The organism is Streptomyces caniferus (assembly GCF_009811555.1).
Taxonomy (GTDB): domain Bacteria; phylum Actinomycetota; class Actinomycetes; order Streptomycetales; family Streptomycetaceae; genus Streptomyces; species Streptomyces caniferus.
The window spans coordinates 3,811,927-3,828,934 of record NZ_BLIN01000005.1; the positions used below are offsets into that span (position 1 = coordinate 3,811,927).

The following is a 17,008-nucleotide window of genomic DNA, read 5'->3' on the forward strand; positions in this document are numbered from 1 at the left end:
AAAGCATCCGGGGAAGCGGCCGGAGAAGCAGCCGCACCTCGAAGTCCCGGCGTTCGCCGGGCGGTTCGCCATCGGTCCTGTATCCGTCCTGCCATAGCTGTACCGCACACACAGCGGGCGCCGCGCGGCCCCTCCGGGGGTTCGCCGCGGCGCCCGCTGTGTGCATGGCGGACCGGACGGGCGGAACCGAAGCCCCGTACCCACCGGTCGGCTCACCGCCGCTCCAGGCGGAACAACCGGATCTCCCGCGCCACCCGCGCCTGATACGCGGCGTACGGCGGCCAGAACTCCAGCGCCGTCCGCCAGGCCTGCGCCCGTTCCTCACCGGTCAGCAGCCGGGCCCGCACCGGGATGTCCCGGCCGCGCCAACTCACCTCGGCCTCCGGGTGCTTCAGGAGGTTGCCGGTCCAGGCCGGATGCCCCGGCCGCCCGAAGTTGCTGCCGATCAGCAGCCAGCCACCGCCCTCCTCCGGCAGGCACGCCAGCGGAGTACGCCGCGGCTGCCCGCTCCTGGCACCGGTCGCGGTCAGCACCACACCGGGCAGCATCCGCGCGCTGAGCAGCACCTTCCCCCGGGTCAGCCGGTGCACCGCACGGTCCAGCGCGGGGACGACGTGCGGCGCGATCCGGGCGAACGTCCGGGTCGCGGAGACCTTCTGCACCCACCGCTCACCCGGCGGCATCAGACCTCCACCGCCTGAGGCGCACGGGCTCCGGGGGGCGCGCCGTCCACGCCTGCGCTTGCGGGTGCCACCCGGCTTCCGTCCGCCCCACGGCTGCCACCGCCGCGCTCCCGGCCGCCGCCCGCCCCACGCTCCTCGCCGAGCTCTCCGCTCCCCCCGGCCTCCCCCGCCCCGCCCGTGAACAGCCCCGCCTCCTCGGCGGCCCGTGCCCGGAGCCGGTGCGCGGGGCCCAGCAGCAGTTCGTCGCAGGCCGCCCGCTTGAAGTACAGATGCGCCTCGTGCTCCCAGGTGAAGCCGATGCCGCCGTGCAGCTGCACCGCCTCGGCCGCCACCGCCCGCAGCGTCTCCAGCGCCTGTGCCAGCGCCAGCGCCCCCACGCCGGGCTCGGCCGTACCGTACGGAGCCGAGGCGCCCTCGCCCCCGGACCGCCCGCTGCCCTCCGACCAGGCCGCGTAGTACGCCGCCGAGCGCGCCGCCTGCAGCATCACGTACAGATCGGCGAGCCGGTGCTGTACCGCCTGGAAGGAGCCGATGGGCCGGCCGAACTGCTCTCGCTCCCGGACATGGGCGACGGTACGGGCCAACGCCGCATCGGCCGCCCCCACCGCCTCGGCGGCCAGCGCCGCGGCCGCCGTCACCCCGGTCGCGGCGAGCGCGGCGGCCACCACCGCCCCGTCCCCGTCCCCGTCTCCGTCTCCGCCCCCCAGCAACTCGGCCGGGACCTCGCGCAGTTCGAGGCGGGCCTGCGGACGGGTCTCGTCCAGCACGGTCTGCCGGGTCCGCAGCAGACCGGGCACACCGGGCCCCGCGGTGCGTCCCGTGTCCGGCCGGGCGGCCGGGCCGGGGGCCGTCGCCCGTACGAGAAAGAGCAGGGTGCGGCCGCGCGCGAACCCGCCGGTGCGGGCGGCCACCACCAGCACGTCCGCGGTGTGGCCGTTCAAGACCTGTCCGGCCTCCCCGTACAGCCGCCAGGTTCCGTCCTGCACCCGCGCCTGCATCCCGCCGGCCCGGCCGCCGCCCGCCCAGTCGCCGTCGTTCGGACCGGTCAGCGCCAGTGCGGTGGCCAGTTGCCCGCCCGGTACGGCGAGCGTTCCGGTGAGTTCGCCGGTGGCCAGGGCCGGCAGCAGTTCACTGCGCTGGCGTTCGCTGCCCAGCGCGAGGATCAGCGGCGCGGCCAGCGCGGCGGTGGCGATCAGCGGCGAGGGAAGGACGGCACGGCCGGTCTCCTCGCAGGCCAGGGCGAGCTCGGTGGGCCCGCAGCCCACGCCTCCGTAGGCGGCGGGCAGGGCCAGGCCCGGCAGGCCGAGCTGAGCGGCGAGCTGCCGCCACAGCCGCTCGTCGTACCCGGGTGGGGTGCGCACCGCCGCCTTGACCTCGTCCGGACCGCAGCGTTTGAGCAGCAGTTCGCGCAGCGTACGGCGTATGTCGTGCTGCTCCTCGGTGAACGCGGCATCCATCGGCGGGCTCCTCCCGGCCGTGCGACGACGCCCGTCCGGTCCGACGGGCCCCCGCTTCCGATCTGACGGGGCGTCATAGTAGGGACGGGGGAGGCACTTTCCTAGGCCGATCCCCGGCTCGCTTCGACACGGCCCGGCTCGCGCGGATCCCGAGAGGCGCCGGCGGGCCCGGGGATGCCCGGGCCCGCCCAACGGCGCCTCGCCGCTCCGTCAGAGGATGAGGTGGACCGTGAGGTTCGTTTCCGTGTCGGTGACGTTGACGGCGTGGAGGTAGCCGTGAGCCGTGCGGTAGCGGCCCGTGCCGCCGGTGATCGCCAGGTCGATGTTGCCGGGACCGGCCGTGGTGACGGTGAACCGGCCCTGCACGGTGAGCTGCCCCTGGGAGAGGGCCAGGTCGGCCGCGCACTGCAGGTCGAACTCATCGGTGGGGATGAATCGGGTCAGCGTGCAGATCTCGCTGTACGTGCCGACCGCGGTGCTGCCGCGGAAGAGATTCCCGCTGACGACGTATTCGTCCCCCAGGCTCGGCCCGCCCGACCCGTCCACGTCGACGAAACCGCCCTGGGTCTGCTTGGCGACCAGCTGGAAGACCTCCTCTCTCGGGGGGTTGGGCCCGCCTCCGGTACCGGTGACCGCCGATGCCGAGGGTGCACAGAAAAGGAGGGCGGCCAATCCGGTGACCGCACTCAGGGCGACATGCTTGAAGGTACGCACGATTTCCTCCTGTGGGACTGGAAGGGAATTCACTGACTATGTGCGATGCGGTGCCATGCGATGCGATGTAGCGAAATGCGATAAGGAATGGCTTCCGGCCCGACAGCACATGGACGACAGGGCGTCATTTCGGTGCCGTCATACCGGCGCCGCATTCCGGTGCAGTCATTCCTGCGCGGAATTTCGGTACCCTCCGGCGTCGTCGCTCCAGGGGCGGCACTCCCGTACCGTTCACGAATTTTCGAACGGTTACCCGGGCGGGCACACCGTTGGCGAGGAAAAGCCGGCGGCGCCGGGAATGATGTTCCGTACCAAAAACCCGTCAGCCCTACCGGGGCCGCACGCCTGGACGGGCGGCGGCCATCGCAGCGCGAAAGCGAACATGACACTCCCTGGGACAGGCGGGAACCTCTCTTCCCGCACACGGAAATGCCTGCTCCACCGCATGGGCAACAGCGAGCAGTCAACCGGCCGAAAGAAGGCCGGTGAAATACACACAGCGAATGGAGAATACCGGGCCGGGGAAAGCATGGAAAGGCCGGGACGTTATCTCCGATTCTCCGATAATCACCTCGGACGGCCTTCCTGGAGCAGCTCGCCGCCGGGTCCGGCGGCGCCTTCCGGCCACGCCGATGCCCGGCCGGACACGAGGCGAGGCGGCCGGGGCGGGGCGGGTAGCCGGCAGCCGGGCCGAGCACCCGGCCCGCCTCCTCGGCCGCGCTCCGCCCCCTGCCCGCACACCCATATCTGATGTACCGTCAGATTCATGACTCCAGGGACCCCTTACGGGAATCGCAGGGTCGCCGTCGCCGGAGTGGCCCTCTCCGATTGCGGGCGCGTGGACGAGGCCACCCCGTACGCCCTGCACGCCCAGGCCGCCCGCCGGGCGCTCGCCGACAGCGGACTGGACCGTTCGGTGATCGACGGCTTCGCCTCGGCCGGCCTGGGCACCCTCGCACCCGTCGAAGTCGCCGAATATCTGGGACTGCACCCCACCTGGGTCGATTCGACCTCGGTCGGCGGCTCCACCTGGGAAGTCCTGGCCGCGCACGCCGCCGACGCGATCGCCGCCGGCCACGCCAACGCCGTCCTGCTCGTCTACGGTTCCACGGCCCGCGCCGACATCAAGGCCGGGCGCCGCACCGCGAACCTCTCCTTCGGCGCCCGCGGCCCGCTGCAGTTCGAGGTCCCCTACGGGCACACCCTGATCGCCAAGTACGCCATGGCCGCCCGCCGCCATATGCACCAATACGGCACCACACTGGAGCAGTTGGCCCAGATAGCCGTCCAGGCACGCGCCAATGCGGCGACCAACCCGGAAGCCATGTACCGCGACCCGATCACGGTCGACGACGTCCTCTCCGGCCCGGTGATCGCCGACCCGTTCACCAAACTGCACTGCTGCATCCGCTCCGACGGTGGCTGCGCGGTCCTGCTCGTCGCCGAGGACTACGTCCGCGACCTCGCCAAGCCCCCCGTATGGGTGCTCGGTTCCGGCACCTCCGTCTCGCACACCACCATGTCGGAGTGGGACGACTTCACCGTCTCGCCCGCGGCGGTCTCCGGCCGCCTGGCCTTCGAGCGCGCCGGAGTCCGCCCCTCCGAGATCGACCTCGCCGAGCTCTACGACGCCTTCACCTATATGACCCTGGTGACGCTGGAGGACCTGGGCTTCTGCGCCAAGGGGGAGGGCGGCCCGTTCGTCGAGAAGGGGCGGCTGCTGCGGGACGGGGAGTTGCCGGTCAACACCGACGGGGGTGGGCTGGCCGCCTGCCATCCCGGCATGCGCGGCCTGTTCCTGCTGGTCGAGGCGGTACGCCAGCTCCGCGGCGAGGCCGGCCCGGGCCGCCAGGTACGCAAGCCCGGCGGCGCGCTGCCCCAACTGGCGGTCGCCTCGGGCACGGGCGGCTGGTTCTGTTCGTCGGGGACGGTGGTGTTGGGGCGGGGGTGAAGGGCCGGGGGCGGCGTCGTGGCAAGAGCCAGGGGAAGGGGCCGGGACGAGGAGTGGCGAGGCGGCGGCCCGCCCCGCCACTCCTGCCCTGGCCCGGGGCTCAGCCCGGCCCGGGGCTTCGGCCCTCACCCGGCACTCAGACCGGCCCCGGGTCCTCGCCCCGGCCCCGGACCGTCAGCCCAGCCGCTCCTCGATCAGGTCCGCGGCCCGGCGGGCGCCGCCTTCCGCGCGGGCCTGCGCCCGCAGCTCGGCCGAACGCGCGGCGACCCGCGGATCGGTGGTGAGTTCCGTCAGGGCACTGCGCAGGACCTCCGCCGTGGCGTCCGCGGTGTCGATGCGCCGGGCGACGCCCAGCTCCACCAGCCGGTCGGCGTTGTGGAACTGCTCGGCGCCCTGCGGGACGGCGATCATCGGCACACCGGAGTACAGCCCCTCGTTGCTGCCGCCCATCCCGGCATGCGTCACAAACGCGTCCACCTGCTCCAGCACCGCCAACTGCGGTACCCACGACCGCACTTCGATGTTCGAGGGGAGGCGGTCCCCCAGCTCCGCCGGGTCGGTGTACTCGCCGATCTGCAGCACCACATGCCATCCCGGCAGCCCGCCGAACGCCGCCACGCACGTCCGGTAGAACTCCGGCTGCCGGGTGAACGCCGTGCCCAGCGACACCAGCAGCACCTTGTCGGCGCCGGCCGGCCGGGTCCAGCCGCCCTGCTCCGCACGGTCGCCGAGGCAGGGACCGACGAAGGTCACCACGTCCGTATCGACCCGGTCCGCACACGGCTGCATGGCCCGCGGGATCATGGCCAGCGCCCGCCGCGGCCGGCCGGAGAACTCGTCCACATCCGTGGTGACCGCACCGCACCGGGCCAGCCAGTCGGCGAACCGCGTGCGGTAGGCATCCGCCCCCGGCAGCCCGGCGAACATCGCATTGATCTCCTCCTGGACCCCCTCCCAGCCCACATAGGTCGGTGACAGCTGGACGAGGTCGCGGCCCTGCGCCTCGGCGAGGGCGCGGGCGGAGTAGGCGGCGATGTCGTAGAGGTAGAGGTCGGCGGGGTCGTCGTCGTACGCGGCACGCAACTGCGGCAGCACCGCGATCGCGTCGTCGAGGAAGAGCGCGGAGGCCGCGACGGGATCCTGCGGCCATTCATTGCTGACGACCGGCAGGGTGGAGGTGTAGCGGACGAACTCGGCGCCGGTGGGGGCGATGATGCCGGCCGCATGGTCGGTGTTGGCGTACGTCACCCGATGACCACGGGCCACCAGCTCACGGATGATCTCCAGGCTGGGCAGCACATGGCTGACCATGGGCGCGCCGATCATGGCGATATGAGCGGGTGCGGAGACAGTGGAACGCACAGGGCGCACAGGACGCATGGGAAAAGGACTTCCTTCGGCACAGAACTACGGAACGGGACACGGAAGCCCGACGGCCCGGGCGGCATCGCGCGACACCGGCAAGGGAGCCGGCCGCGCTGTGGGCGCGCCTGGGTGCGGGCGGGACGGGGCGGTGGAACGCCCTCGGTCGTGTCAGCCGTAGATCTGGAAAAGGTGCATGCGGGGAGCGTAGACGGACGTCCTGGGGCGGCGCGAAGGGTTTTCCGCGGTGGCTACGTGGCGGCAGCAGGGCAGCGGGGGTTTTCCGCCTGCAGCGGCGCCGTGGTGACCGGGGGGCGGGAAGTGGCGCGGCGTGGTGGAGGGTGGCGGCGTGGCCGGGGGCCGGGCCCGTGCCGGGAGCCGAGCCCGGGTCGGGAGCCGAGCCCGGACAGGTGTCGGGGGCCCGGTCCCGGCCGCGGACCGTGGCTAACCGGCCGCCGACGGGCGGGTGATGACGCTGAAGGCCGTCCCGAAGGGGTCGGTGATCGGGGCCATGCGCCCGTAGGGGGCGTCCTCCGGGGTGCCGGCGGTGCCTCCCGCGGCGAGGGCACGGGACACCAGCTCGTCGGTGTCCGCGACCTCGAACACCGTCTGCCAACGGGACGCGGTGGCCGTCGGATCACCGAAGACGCCACCGATCTCATGGCCGTCGGGGCGGCGCAGGAAGGTGAAGTCGAAGTCGGGGAGGTCGTCGTTGCCGTCGAGAGTGAAGTCGAAGACGGTGGCGTAGAAGCGGCGGGCGGGGCCGGGGTCGGGGCATGCGAGGTCGTTGCGGACCAGTGCGCAGGGCTCGTTGACCAGCTCGCAGCCCGGCAGCGTGCGTCCCTGCCAGAGACTGAAGCGGGCGCCGGTGGGGTCCGCCACGACGGCGGTACGCCCCAGGTCCGCCACGTCCGCGGGCGGCACGAGCACCCTTCCCCCGCTGACCGCGATCTGCTTGGCCGTACCGTCGCAGTCGTCCGTGGCGACGTGGACGTGCCACCAGGACTCGCCCTCGACGTCGGCGGCCGAGACGGGCCGCAGCGCCGCCACCCGCCGACCGCGCATCAGACACAGGGTGAAGGGCCCGGTCGCCGCCGACCGCTCCTCGTACTCCCAGCCGAACAGTGCGCGGTAGAAATCCTTCGCCCGGTCGAGGTCGGGGACCCCGAGCTCGATCCAGGTCGGGGTTCCGAGCGGCTGGTTGGTGCTGATCTTGCTCAACTTCTGCTCCTTCGCAGTGACGCTGCCAAGACCGACGCTAGTGAGCATGGAGGTCGGAACGTGTCCTACTTCCCGTCTGCCGCGCCCCCTCGCGGGCATGCGTATATACAATCGTCATAGACAAGCGTTTAAGACGCTCGTATAGTCAGGGGCATCGGTCAGCGAGTGCACCACGACCGAGCGCCGCCACCGGCCGGCGCAGTCCGCTCAGGAGCACCGCACCCCGAAGGGAATCCGCCATGAGCCCCGCCTCGAATCGCGCGACGAAGCCCGCAACGACAGCCGCAGCGCGGCCCGTTACGCACTCCGTCACGGATCTCGCCACGAGTCCCGCCACATCCGGCAGCGGCCCGTCCGCCCCCGCCACACCCCGGTCCGTACTGATCTCCGGCGCGAGCATCGCCGGCCCGGCGCTCGCCCACTGGTTGCACCGCTACGGCTTCGCGGTGACCGTGGTCGAGCGCGCCCCCGAACTGCGGACCGGCGGCTACAAGGTCGATATCCGGGGCGCCGCGATCGAGGTCGCCGAACGGATGGGGATCCTGGAGGACATCCAGCGCGCCAGTACGGACATGCGGAGCGGTGCGTATGTGAACGACGACGGCAAGCGGATCGCCACCCTCCCCGCCGACATCTTCGGCGCCCGGGTCGGCCGTGACGACGAGATCATGCGCGGCGATCTGGCGCGCATCCTCTACGAGCGCACCCGGGCGGACGTCGAGTACCTCTTCGGCGACTCGATCACTTCGATCACGCCGGTCACCCCCGCGGCCCCGGCCCCCGGGCGGCCGGACGGTCGGCACACCGCCGCCGGCGCCGACGGTGCGGCCGGCGTCGAGGTCACGTTCGAGCAGGCCGCTCCCCGTCGCTTCGACCTCGTCGTCGGCGCGGACGGCCTGCACTCCACCGTCCGGCGGCTGGTCTTCGGCCCCGAGGAGCAGTTCCTGCGGCACCTCGGCGCGTACATCTCCGCCTTCTCCATGCCGAACGAACTGGGCCTGGACCGCGAGGAGTTGTACCACGCCCAGCCCGGCCGGCTGATCTGCGCGTACAGCTCCGCCGGGGACCCGGCGGCCAAGGGCTGGCTCTCCTTCCGCTCACCGCGGCTGAGCTATGACCACCGCGACCCGGAACAGCAACTGGACCTGCTGGAGGCCGCGTTCGAGGGGATGGGAGTCTCCCCGGCCGGCGGCTGGCGGGAGGTCCCACGGCTGCTCGCGGCGGCCCGCGAGGCGAGCGACTTCTACTTCGACGGGATGCAGCTGATCGAGATGGACCGCTGGTCGCGCGGCCGGGTGGTGCTGCTCGGCGATGCCGCGCACTGCGCCTCGCCCGCGTCGGGGCAGGGCACCGGAATGGCGCTGGTCGGGGCGTACGTCCTGGCCGGGGAGCTCGCGGCGGCCGACCGCGAGCCGGAGGAGGCCTTCGCGCGCTACGAGGAGGAGATGCGCGGCTATGTCGCGGTCAATCACGCGCTGGCGAGGAAGTTCGCCCGCGAGATGACCGTGGACACCCGCCGGCAGATCCGGCTCCGGCATCTGATGATGCGGATCCTGCCCTACATGCCCTGGAAGAACCTGGTCGCGAAGAAGATCGCCGAGGATGTGCAGCGCGGGGCCCACGCGATCACGCTCAAGGACCATCCGGCCGCACCGGCGGCGAACGCGGCAGCCGGTCCCGTCCCGGCCGCCGTACGTCCCCCGTACGCTGCCTGACATGACTGATCATCCCGGGCACCAGGACACGCCGGACGCCGTCCCCGCCGGCGCCCCCGCGCACCGCTCCGACGCCGCGGAGACCCGCGCGTTCCATGAGCTGCTGCGCGGGCTGCGGGTCTGGGACGTCGACCTGCCGGCGTTCGACCCGGCTGCGGCACCTGACGACCCGCTGCCACTGTTCCGACAGTGGCTGCGGGAGGCCGCCGAGGCCGGTGTCCCCGAGCCGCACACCATGACGCTCGCCACGGCGGACGCGGCCGGCGACCCCTCCGTGCGGACCCTGATGCTGCACGACGCCGATGAGCGCGGCTGGCACTTCGCCTCGCATCGCGGCAGCCGCAAGGGCCGCGAACTGGCCGTGCGGCCGCGGGCGGCCCTCGGCTTCTACTGGGCGGCGGTCGGCCGCCAGGTACGGGTCCACGGGTCGGTGACCGTGGCGGGCCCCGAGGAGAGCGCGGCCGATCTGCACCGTCGCTCCACGGGCGCGCTGGCCGCGGCGCTGGTCGGCCGGCAGAGCGAGGTGCTCGGCTCAACGGCGGAACTGGCGCGCGCCTCGGAGGCCGCATGGGAACGCGCCCGGCGCGAGCCGGAGGCGCCGGTGCCGAGCTGGACGCTGTACGTGCTGCGCGCCGAGGAGGTCGAGTTCTTCCAGGGCGATGCGCAGCGCCGCCATGTGCGCCTCAACTACCGTTACGAAGGCGATGGTTGGGCGAAGGAGCTCCTCTGGCCGTGAGCCAGGGAGCCGCGGCGCTCGCCGTCGCCGGCCCGCGCATCGCCGCCGGTCCGGTCGTCGTCGCCGGTCCGCTCGCCCTCACAACTGCTGGTACATGATGTGCAGCCCCACGTAACCCTTGGTGGGGTGCCGGAAGCCCTCCGGGAGCGTCGTCATGATCCGAAAGCCCAGGGACTCCCAGAGCGCGACGGCACCCGTGTTGGTCTCCACCACCGCGTTGAACTGCATCGCGCGATAGCCCTCGGCGCGGGCCCAGGCCAGTACGTGTTCGCCCAGGGCCCGGCCGACGCCGCGTCCGCCGTACTGCGGATCGACCATGAAACTCGCACTGGCGATATGCGCGGCGCCGCCCATGTGGTTGGGGTTCATCTTGGCCGTACCGAGCACCGCGCCGGACGCGTCGACGGCGACGACCGTGCGTCCGGGCGCCGTCAGCATCCACATCTCGCGGGCCGTCGCCTCATCGAGGTCCCGGGGATAGGTGTACGTCTCCCCGGCCGCCACGATGGCGTGGAGGAAGGGCCAGATGGCGGGCCAGTCGCCCGAGGTCGCCTCACGAATCAGCACGCCCGCAGCATCCCGCAGCCCCGCCCGGCCCGCCACCACCATGCGTTCCCGACCTGATCAGCGGCACCCGGCCACGTCACGCGGGCCGGAAGACGGGGACGGCAAGCCGTCCGCCCGCACCCTCGCCTGCCCCCTCGCCCGCGCTCCCACCGCCGCTCTCGCTCCCGCGGAAGTGGACCCCGAGCGGCATCCCGATCCGCAGGTCCGAATCCGGGCAGTCGATGATCTCCGTCATCATCCGGGGGCCCTCGACGAGATCGACCACGGCCGCGACGTACGGGACCCGCTCGCCGAACGGCGGGAGGTCGTTACGGTGCACGACGGACCAGGTGTAGAGGGTGGCCCGACCGGTGGCCTGTTCCCAGCCCACGTCCTCGCTCCAGCAGTACGGACAGAACTCGCGCGGGTAGTGGTGGGCCGCCCCGCACCCCTCCGCGCGACAGCGACGCAGCAGCAGCCGCCCCTCGGCCGCCGCGTCCCAATACGGCCTGGTGAAGGCATCGACCTCCGGCAGATCGAACCGCACCGGGCCCCGCGCCCCACGCGGCCCAGCACCCTGCGCCCCCATCGCCGCAGCAGCCCCGGTCCCCACGACACCACCCCCACCGCTTCATCAAGCAACGACACTCGTCGACTCCTCGCAGACGAGGCGACCGGCCAGGGAAACGAGGGAGACGAGGGAGGTCAGCGCCCTCACGCTGTTCCGTCCCGGCTCCGCCTTCTCCCACCGTCCGCCGCCCGCGTCATCGATTCTGACGGTACGTCAGTTCTCGTCGTCACGGAACCTGGCGTGCGAAGGGCCACTCCGACATCCCTCCACCCCCGCCCCGGAGCGCCCGAGGCGCGACCGCATCCGCACCCGTATCCGCATCCGCATCCGCAGTCACGGGAACCCGAGGGCCGTGCCGGCGCCGCAAGCGCTCAGCCTCTCGCCATGCCCTCCGACGAGCGCGCCATCACCGACGCCCCTCAGTCCTGGTCGGCGCCCTCTGCCGGGTGGGGAAGCAGCGGGAACAGTCGGCTGATGAGGGCCACCGGGCGCGCGCCGTCGGGCCGGGCCAGGGGGCGTTGTTCGCGGTCCTGGTAGGGCGCGAGCGCCCGTCGGATCGTGTCCGCGACCCGGCGCATCTCTTCCGGTGTCAGGTAGGTGACACTGCTGAAGGCTTCGTCGTGGCGCCATGCGGACGGCGCCTCCTCGCGCTGGGTCAGCCATCGCTGCCAGCTCTCGTCCTCCAGCCCCCGGGCCAAGTCGCCGAACTGCTCCTCGACAGGCCCGTCGGGAGCGGCCGTGCTCTTCCGCCTCAGACGCCATGGGCGCGCGCGGCCCCCGCCGTGGGGGGCCTCTTCGATGTATCCGTGACGGTCGAGTTGTCGCAGGTGGAAGGAGCAGAGGCCCGAGCTGTAGCCCAGCCGGGAGGCGGCTTCGGTCGCCGTGACGGTGCCGACTTCGGCGAGCAAATCCAGCAGGGCCGTACGGACTTCGTGCTCGCGCAGTTCTTCGCCGACGCCGACCGCCCGATCGTCCGCGGCATGGAGGTCTTCTTCAGTCACTTTGCAAAGTCTGCTACTTTGCAAAGCCCTTCGCAACCAGCAACCCCGCTGGAGTCACCAACTCCGGTGCCCTCCACGGCATCTGTGACGTGCATACAAGAGGAGACAGCCATGCCTGTTCGTCACGAGCGCCCCCGTCCCGTCGACCGGCGAGTCCGCGTGCAGGGCCGCCCCGTCGACGCATATCCGGCCCTGCCGCCGGAGGCGGAACGGGGCTCGGTCCGCAGAGTCACGGTGGTGGGCGAGGAGGTGCTGAGCCGCCCGTGCCGAGAGGTGACCGAGTTCGGAACTCCGGGGCTGTCGGAGCTGATCGACGACATGTTCCTGACCATGCACGTGGCCGACGGCGCCGGGCTGGCCGCCAACCAGGTGGGCGTCGACCTGCGGCTGTTCGTGTACGACTGCCCCGACGACCAGGGGATCCGGCATGTCGGCCACCTCATCAACCCGGTTCTGGATCTGCCCGATCCGGCCGGCCGCCGACTCGTCGACGACTTCGAGGGCTGTCTGTCCGTGCCCGGTGCCGCCATGGAGGTTCCACGCACCGATCACGCTGTCGTCCGCGGCTTCGACAAGGACGGCAACTCCGCCCTCATCGAGGGGACGGGCTACTTCGCCCGGTGTCTGCAGCACGAGACCGACCACCTCGTCGGCCGCACCTACCTCGACCGTCTCTCCAAGCGGGACCGCAAGGACGCTCTGCGGCAGATGGAGGACCGCCGGGAGGACGTCTTCGCGCGGCGCGCGATCAAGGCCGCCGACGTGGGCCGGTAAGGCGCCCATCGGCAACGGTCACGGCCCACTGGCGTACGCGCACGCCGAGTACCGGCCCCAGCGGCCCACCGCCCAGAGGCCCCGGAGGGCCCCGAAGACCTACCGGCGCCCGGTCCGCCCAAGCTTTCCCCTGCATCCCCATTCCTGACGCCGCGTCAGTTCAGTAATCTGACTATGCGTCAGTTGATAGGAACGAGAGGCCTCACACAGGAGCGGGCGTCTGCGATGCTTGGATCGACTCACGGCACCCTCACCACTCACTCCCGGCCGGCCCGCGTCATGGCCTGTGGGGAGCAACCACCACACACCGTGCACGGCATCAGTGAACCGCATCCCGGCGACGGCGGACAGGGCGCCGTGGCCGTCGACCGCGATGTCAGCGGGCGTCCGCTGCACGCTCCGGTGCCTGATCTGGAGCGGTTCTTCCGGCCCGAGTCCGTGGCCGTGATCGGCGCCTCGGACAGCGAGGGACGCCCCAATACGGGCATCACCCGCCAGCTGATCGCCTGGTCGGAGCGGGTCGGCGCCCGGCTCCACCCCGTCAACCCGGGGCGTACCGAGGTGTTCGGGCGGCCGTGCCACGCCACCGTCGCCGATCTGCCGGAGACCGTCGATCTCGCCGTCCTCCTCGTCGGCGATCCACTGCCGCTCATCGAGCAACTCGGCGAGGCCAAGGTGAAGTTCGCCGTGGCCTTCGCTTCCGGGTTCGCCGAGACCGGCGAGCAGGGCGCGGCCGCCCAGGACCGGCTGGCCGAGGTCGTCGGGCGCTCCGGCCTGCGGCTGCTCGGGCCGAACACCAACCTCAACGCCTTCGAGAAGTTCCGCGAGGACCTGGACGGTCCGGCCATCGCCCTGATCACGCAGTCGGGCCACCAGGGCCGCCCCGTCTTCAGCCTTCAGGAACTGGGCATCCGCCTCTCGCACTGGGCCCCCACCGGCAACGAGGCCGATCTGGAGACCGCCGACTTCCTCTCCTACTTCGCCACCCGACCCGAGGTCGGCGCCATCGCCGCATATGTGGAAGGCCTCAAGGACGGCCGCAGCTTTCTGCTGGCCGCCGACCGGGCCGCCCGCAACAAGGTGCCCGTCGTCGCCGTCAAGGTCGGACGCACCGAGACCGGCGCCCGGATGGCCCTCTCGCACACCGGCAAGCTCACCGGCGCCGACGGTGTCGTGGACGCGGCGATGCGGCAGTTCGGCGTGATCAGGGTGGACGGGCTCGACGAACTGCAGGACACCGCGGCCCTGCTGGCCCGTGCCAAGAAGCCCACCGCCGAGGGCATCGCCGTCTATTCGATCTCCGGCGGCACCGGCGCCCATTTCTCCGACCTGGCCACCGCGGCGGGACTGCGGCTGCCCACCCTCGGCGACGCCAAGCAGGCCGAGCTGCATCAGTGGATACCGGACTACCTCAACGTCGCCAATCCCATCGACAACGGCGGGCACCCGGTCGGCGACTGGCGTGGCCGCAAGATCATCGACGCCCTCCTGGCCGACCCGTCCATCGGCGTACTGATCTGCCCCATCACCGGCCCCTTCCCGCCCATGAGCGACAAGCTCGCCCAGGATCTGGTGGCGGCGGCGGAGCAGACGGACAAGCTGGTGTGTGTGGTGTGGGGCTCGCCGGTCGGCACCGAGGACGCCTACCGCGGCACCCTCCTCGGCTCCTCGCGGGTGGCGACCTTCCGCACCTTCGCCAACTGCATCACCGCCGTACGCGCCTATCTGGAGCACCACCGCTTCGTCGCCGACTACCGCTCCCCCTTCGAGGACGCCCCGCGCATCCTGTCCCCGTCCGCGCGCAAGGCGCGGGCGCTGATGCGTCCGGGCCAGCCGCTCAGTGAGCACGCGGCCAAGCAACTGCTGCGCGCCTACGGCATCCGGGTCCCGCGCGAACAGCTGGTGACCAGCGCCGCGGCGGCCGTACGGGCGGCGAGCCTGGTCGGCTACCCCGTGGTCATGAAGGCCTCCGGGCCACAGCTGGCGCACAAGACCGAGCTCGGCCTGGTCAAGGTCCAGCTGACCTCGGCCAGCCAGGTCAGGGACGCCTATCGGGAGCTCACCGACATCGCCCGCTACGAGGACATCCCGCTGGACGGTGTCCTGGTCTGCCAGATGATCGAACGGGGCGTCGAGATGGTCGTCGGCATCACCCACGACAGCCTCTTCGGACCGACCGTGACCGTCGGCCTCGGCGGGGTGCTCGTGGAGGTCCTGCAGGACGTCGCGGTGGGCATTCCGCCCTTCGGCGAGGACCAGGCGCGCGCGATGCTCGACGAGCTCCGCGGCCGCGCCCTCCTGGACGGTGTGCGCGGCGCGCCGCCCGCGGATGTCGATGCGCTGGTCGAGGTCGTGCTCAGGGTGCAGCGGATGGCGCTCGAACTCGACGGCGAACTTGCCGAGTTGGACATCAATCCGCTGGTGGTCCTGCCCCGTGGGGAGGGCGCCGTGGCCCTCGACGCACTGGCCATCTGCCCTTGACCGCCCCCGCACCCAGCCCCAGACCCAGACCCATGCGAACGCCGCCGGCCACCACCCCCGCACCCGCCCCGCCGCGAGCCGCCGTCCCCACCACGACCGCAGGCTCATGACGACTCACTCATGACCGCACCCTTGGGAGCCGCTCCCCCATGACGCCCTCACCGTCCCCCGGTTCCGTTCCCCCCGCCACCGGCCCGGCCGGGCCCGTCGAGCCCGCCGGGCCCGCCCGGCCCGTCGACGGCACCGCCCGTGTCGATCCCCCCGGCCACGCGGACCCCGTCGATTCATTGATACGGCACGCCACTGACAACGGCGTCTCGTGGATCACCCTCAACCGGCCCGAGGCGATGAACGCCCTCACCTGGGAGCAGCGCGAACGCCTCATCCGCCTGCTCTCCGAGGCCTCGTCCGACCCGGACGTACGGGCCGTGGTCCTGACCGCGACCGGCAGGGGCTTCTGTGCGGGCGCCGATCTCCGCGGAGCACCGTCGTCGCACGAACGGGTCGCCGGCGATGTCGCCCGGATGATCCGCGACGGCGCCCAGCGGCTCATCACGGCGGTGCTGGACTGCGAGAAGCCGGTCGTCGCCGCCGTCAACGGCACCGCGGCCGGGCTCGGCGCCCATCTCGCGCTCGCCTGCGATCTCGTGCTGGCCGCCGAATCGGCCCGCTTCATCGAGGTGTTCGTGCGCCGCGGTCTGGTCCCGGACGGCGGCGGCGCCTACCTCCTGCCGCGGCTGATCGGCCCGCAGCGGGCCAAGGAGCTGATGTTCTTCGGCGACGCCGTACCTGCCGCCGAGGCGGCCCGGCTGGGACTCGTCAACCGCGTCGTCGGGGACGGCGAGCTGGAGAAGACGGCCCGGGAGTGGGCGGAGCGGCTGGCGGCGGGCCCGACCCGGGCGCTGGCCCTGACCAAACAGCTGGTCAACGCCTCGCTCGACACCGACCGGAGCGCGGCCTTCGCTGCCGAGGCCACCGCCCAGGAGCTCAACATGACGACGGCGGACGCGCAGGAGGGGGTCGCCTCCTTCGTGGAGCGACGCACACCTGCTTACCGGGGACGGTGACCCGGACGCGGCGGCCGGGCGGGCGGCAAGGGCCGAAGCGCGAAGACCAAGGGCCCGCCCCCGCCCCCTACTTCTCCCCCACCGGACACTCCGGCACCTCACGGGTGTTCCGCGTCCGCACACCCGGCAGCCACCCGCGCACCCCCTGCCCGGTGGTGACCAGGTACCAGCGGGTGGAGGTGACGCCCGCTTCATCACGGATCAGCCGGCCGTCGGTGACCACGCAGCGCGCGGCCAGGTCGTCGCCGTGCCAGACCCGGCCGGCGGAGTTGCCGCGCGCCGCGTACTCGGTGCGCGGGTCCCTGGCCAGCCGTAAGGCGCACTCCAGGGAGCGGCCCGTGCGGCAGGCCCGTTCGCTGTTGTAGACGGTGACCTTCACCGTCGGGCGCGGGCCCGCCGGCTGGAGCGAGACGGGCCCGGGGCGCACCAGCCACCACACCCCCAGCGCCACCGCGGCCACCGCGGCCGCCACCACGAGCGCGACCGCGTACGGCCGCCTCCGGGGCAGTGCGACCACGGCGGGCGCCGGCGCGCTGCCGGATTCCCTGATGCGGTCCCACAGGCCGGGCGGCGTCTCGATCCGTTCGTCCGCGAGCCGCAGCCGCGCCCGCAGCAGCGCCTCGGCATCGTCCCCGGCGCCGTCGCCGCGGCCACCGCCGAAGCCCTGGCCGCCGCCGCCCGCACCGCCCGCACCGCCGTCGTAGCGTGGCCCCACACCCACCATGCCGC

15 protein-coding genes are annotated in these 17,008 nt (G+C 72.4%); 6 read left to right on the plus strand and 9 right to left on the minus strand.

All coding sequences use genetic code 11. The features are described 5' to 3' along the window. Window positions 1-212: 212 nt before the first annotated feature. From Scani_RS33175 to Scani_RS33185, 3 genes are all read right to left on the minus strand, one after another. Entirely contained in the window at window positions 213-683 is a 471-nt protein-coding gene (locus tag Scani_RS33175; RefSeq protein WP_159481429.1) for a nitroreductase family deazaflavin-dependent oxidoreductase, read from the minus strand. Then, window positions 683-2,140 carry an acyl-CoA dehydrogenase family protein gene (locus tag Scani_RS33180; RefSeq protein WP_159481430.1) on the minus strand — a complete coding sequence of 486 codons (1,458 nt, stop codon included), beginning with the start codon at window positions 2,138-2,140 and terminating at the stop codon, window positions 683-685. The genes Scani_RS33175 and Scani_RS33180 overlap by 1 nt, the downstream gene beginning before the upstream one ends. Window positions 2,141-2,350: 210 nt before the next feature. Next, window positions 2,351-2,854 (minus strand): dirigent protein, encoded by a 504-nt coding sequence (locus Scani_RS33185; protein ID WP_159481431.1) that lies wholly within the window; start codon window positions 2,852-2,854, stop codon window positions 2,351-2,353. A gap of 766 nt (window positions 2,855-3,620) precedes the next feature. Here Scani_RS33185 and Scani_RS33190 point away from each other — a divergent pair. Next, window positions 3,621-4,805, plus strand: a complete 1,185-nt coding sequence (locus tag Scani_RS33190) for a thiolase C-terminal domain-containing protein (protein WP_159481432.1) — start codon at window positions 3,621-3,623, stop codon at window positions 4,803-4,805. Window positions 4,806-4,979: 174 nt separating this feature from the next. On the opposite strand, the gene Scani_RS33195 is transcribed toward Scani_RS33190, so the two are convergent. Together Scani_RS33195 and Scani_RS33200 are read right to left on the minus strand one after the other, a co-directional pair. Next, window positions 4,980-6,185, minus strand: coding sequence for a macrolide family glycosyltransferase (locus Scani_RS33195; protein WP_371872405.1), 1,206 nt, complete (start codon window positions 6,183-6,185; stop codon window positions 4,980-4,982). A gap of 426 nt (window positions 6,186-6,611) precedes the next feature. Then, the gene (locus Scani_RS33200) at window positions 6,612-7,388 is read right to left on the minus strand and encodes a VOC family protein (RefSeq protein ID WP_159481433.1); all 777 of its coding nucleotides are present in this window, start codon (window positions 7,386-7,388) and stop codon (window positions 6,612-6,614) included. 239 nt (window positions 7,389-7,627) lie between these two features. Between Scani_RS33200 and Scani_RS33205 the strand changes: the two genes are divergently transcribed. Both Scani_RS33205 and Scani_RS33210 read left to right on the plus strand, forming a co-directional pair. Next, window positions 7,628-9,103, plus strand: a complete 1,476-nt coding sequence (locus tag Scani_RS33205; RefSeq protein WP_159481434.1) for an FAD-dependent monooxygenase — start codon at window positions 7,628-7,630, stop codon at window positions 9,101-9,103. Between the two features lies 1 nt (window position 9,104). Then, on the plus strand, window positions 9,105-9,839 hold the full coding sequence (locus Scani_RS33210) for a pyridoxine/pyridoxamine 5'-phosphate oxidase (RefSeq protein WP_159481435.1): 735 nt from the start codon (window positions 9,105-9,107) through the stop codon (window positions 9,837-9,839). Between the two features lie 78 nt (window positions 9,840-9,917). On the opposite strand, the gene Scani_RS33215 is transcribed toward Scani_RS33210, so the two are convergent. The 3 genes from Scani_RS33215 to Scani_RS33225 all read right to left on the minus strand — a co-directional run bounded on the left by Scani_RS33215 (window position 9,918) and on the right by Scani_RS33225 (window position 11,957). Beyond that, on the minus strand, window positions 9,918-10,406 hold the full coding sequence (locus Scani_RS33215; RefSeq protein ID WP_246296289.1) for a GNAT family N-acetyltransferase: 489 nt from the start codon (window positions 10,404-10,406) through the stop codon (window positions 9,918-9,920). A 76-nt stretch (window positions 10,407-10,482) separates the two neighbouring features. Beyond that, a complete protein-coding gene (locus Scani_RS33220) occupies window positions 10,483-10,974 on the minus strand; it encodes a Zn-ribbon domain-containing OB-fold protein (RefSeq protein WP_159482521.1) in 492 nt (163 codons plus the stop codon). A 401-nt stretch (window positions 10,975-11,375) separates the two neighbouring features. After that, on the minus strand, window positions 11,376-11,957 hold the full coding sequence (locus Scani_RS33225) for a winged helix-turn-helix domain-containing protein (RefSeq protein WP_159481437.1): 582 nt from the start codon (window positions 11,955-11,957) through the stop codon (window positions 11,376-11,378). A gap of 111 nt (window positions 11,958-12,068) precedes the next feature. Here Scani_RS33225 and def point away from each other — a divergent pair, with 111 nt between their 5' ends. The 3 genes from def (at window position 12,069) to Scani_RS33240 (ending at window position 16,279) form a co-directional block, all read left to right on the plus strand. Beyond that, window positions 12,069-12,731 carry a peptide deformylase gene (gene def, locus Scani_RS33230; RefSeq protein ID WP_159481438.1) on the plus strand — a complete coding sequence of 221 codons (663 nt, stop codon included), beginning with the start codon at window positions 12,069-12,071 and terminating at the stop codon, window positions 12,729-12,731. 225 nt (window positions 12,732-12,956) lie between these two features. Beyond that, window positions 12,957-15,212, plus strand: coding sequence for an acetate--CoA ligase family protein (locus Scani_RS33235; RefSeq protein WP_159481439.1), 2,256 nt, complete (start codon window positions 12,957-12,959; stop codon window positions 15,210-15,212). A 149-nt stretch (window positions 15,213-15,361) separates the two neighbouring features. Continuing rightward, a complete protein-coding gene (locus Scani_RS33240; protein WP_159481440.1) occupies window positions 15,362-16,279 on the plus strand; it encodes an enoyl-CoA hydratase/isomerase family protein in 918 nt (305 codons plus the stop codon). A gap of 67 nt (window positions 16,280-16,346) precedes the next feature. Here the strand turns inward: Scani_RS33240 and Scani_RS33245 are convergent, their stop codons facing one another. Further along, entirely contained in the window at window positions 16,347-17,003 is a 657-nt protein-coding gene (locus Scani_RS33245) for a hypothetical protein (RefSeq protein ID WP_246296290.1), read from the minus strand. Window positions 17,004-17,008 lie beyond the last annotated feature (5 nt).

Bases quoted from the DNA above. Each gene is read 5' to 3' on its own strand.
- Scani_RS33175 (WP_159481429.1), bottom strand. From the start codon at position 683: ATGCCGCCGGGTGAGCGGTGGGTGCAGAAGGTCTCCGCGACCCGGACG.
- Scani_RS33180 (WP_159481430.1), bottom strand. From the start codon at position 2,140: ATGGATGCCGCGTTCACCGAGGAGCAGCACGACATACGCCGTACGCTG.
- Scani_RS33190 (WP_159481432.1), top strand. From the start codon at position 3,621: ATGACTCCAGGGACCCCTTACGGGAATCGCAGGGTCGCCGTCGCCGGA.
- Scani_RS33195 (WP_371872405.1), bottom strand. From the start codon at position 6,185: ATGCGTCCTGTGCGCCCTGTGCGTTCCACTGTCTCCGCACCCGCTCAT.
- Scani_RS33205 (WP_159481434.1), top strand. From the start codon at position 7,628: ATGAGCCCCGCCTCGAATCGCGCGACGAAGCCCGCAACGACAGCCGCA.
- Scani_RS33210 (WP_159481435.1), top strand. From the start codon at position 9,105: ATGACTGATCATCCCGGGCACCAGGACACGCCGGACGCCGTCCCCGCC.
- Scani_RS33220 (WP_159482521.1), bottom strand. From the start codon at position 10,974: ATGGGGGCGCAGGGTGCTGGGCCGCGTGGGGCGCGGGGCCCGGTGCGG.
- def (WP_159481438.1), top strand. From the start codon at position 12,069: ATGCCTGTTCGTCACGAGCGCCCCCGTCCCGTCGACCGGCGAGTCCGC.
- Scani_RS33235 (WP_159481439.1), top strand. From the start codon at position 12,957: ATGCTTGGATCGACTCACGGCACCCTCACCACTCACTCCCGGCCGGCC.
- Scani_RS33240 (WP_159481440.1), top strand. From the start codon at position 15,362: ATGACGCCCTCACCGTCCCCCGGTTCCGTTCCCCCCGCCACCGGCCCG.
- Scani_RS33245 (WP_246296290.1), bottom strand. From the start codon at position 17,003: ATGGTGGGTGTGGGGCCACGCTACGACGGCGGTGCGGGCGGTGCGGGC.